Raw genomic sequence first — 434 nt, 5'->3', positions numbered from 1 at the left:
TTTAATGGACATTCGTCAATGGATATCTATCGTAAGTCCTTCTACCAAGAGATATCACAGCTCCATCAAACATAGCTCGTGGATAGTGATTCATCCAATCATTAGTCGCTATGATCTGAGCACTACTATAGTTATTTATAGCTTCACCTTTGGTAATCTCCTTGCGGAGAAACCGGTTATTGATCTCATTGGATCCACGTTCCCAAGGGGAATACGGATCAGCATAGAAAACATGATCGTGAACTTGTGTTAACTCACTAAATTCTGAACCGTTGTCAGAGGTTATTGTCTTAAAGATGCGATAGTAAGCATCTGTGCCCATTTTCTGGCGTAAATTTATAAAGAACTGATTTACTGCATGCGCAGTTTTACCAGCAATTTTACTCGTGATATTAACTCGTGAAAGGCGATCAGTCATTACTAGTACAACACTG

1 protein-coding gene is annotated in these 434 nt (G+C 39.2%); it reads right to left on the bottom strand.

Annotated features, from left to right (window positions below; genetic code table 11):
• Position 1: 1 nt before the first annotated feature.
• On the bottom strand, positions 2-434 hold a 433-nt coding region (locus AACL61_RS07015; protein ID WP_339111173.1), incomplete at its 5' end, for an IS30 family transposase.

This window comes from Limosilactobacillus reuteri subsp. porcinus (assembly GCF_036621895.1).
GTDB classification, from domain to species: Bacteria; Bacillota; Bacilli; order Lactobacillales; family Lactobacillaceae; genus Limosilactobacillus; species Limosilactobacillus reuteri_J.
Note: the sequence above shows the minus strand (reverse complement) of the source record. Positions and strands in the feature narration are given on the sequence as shown.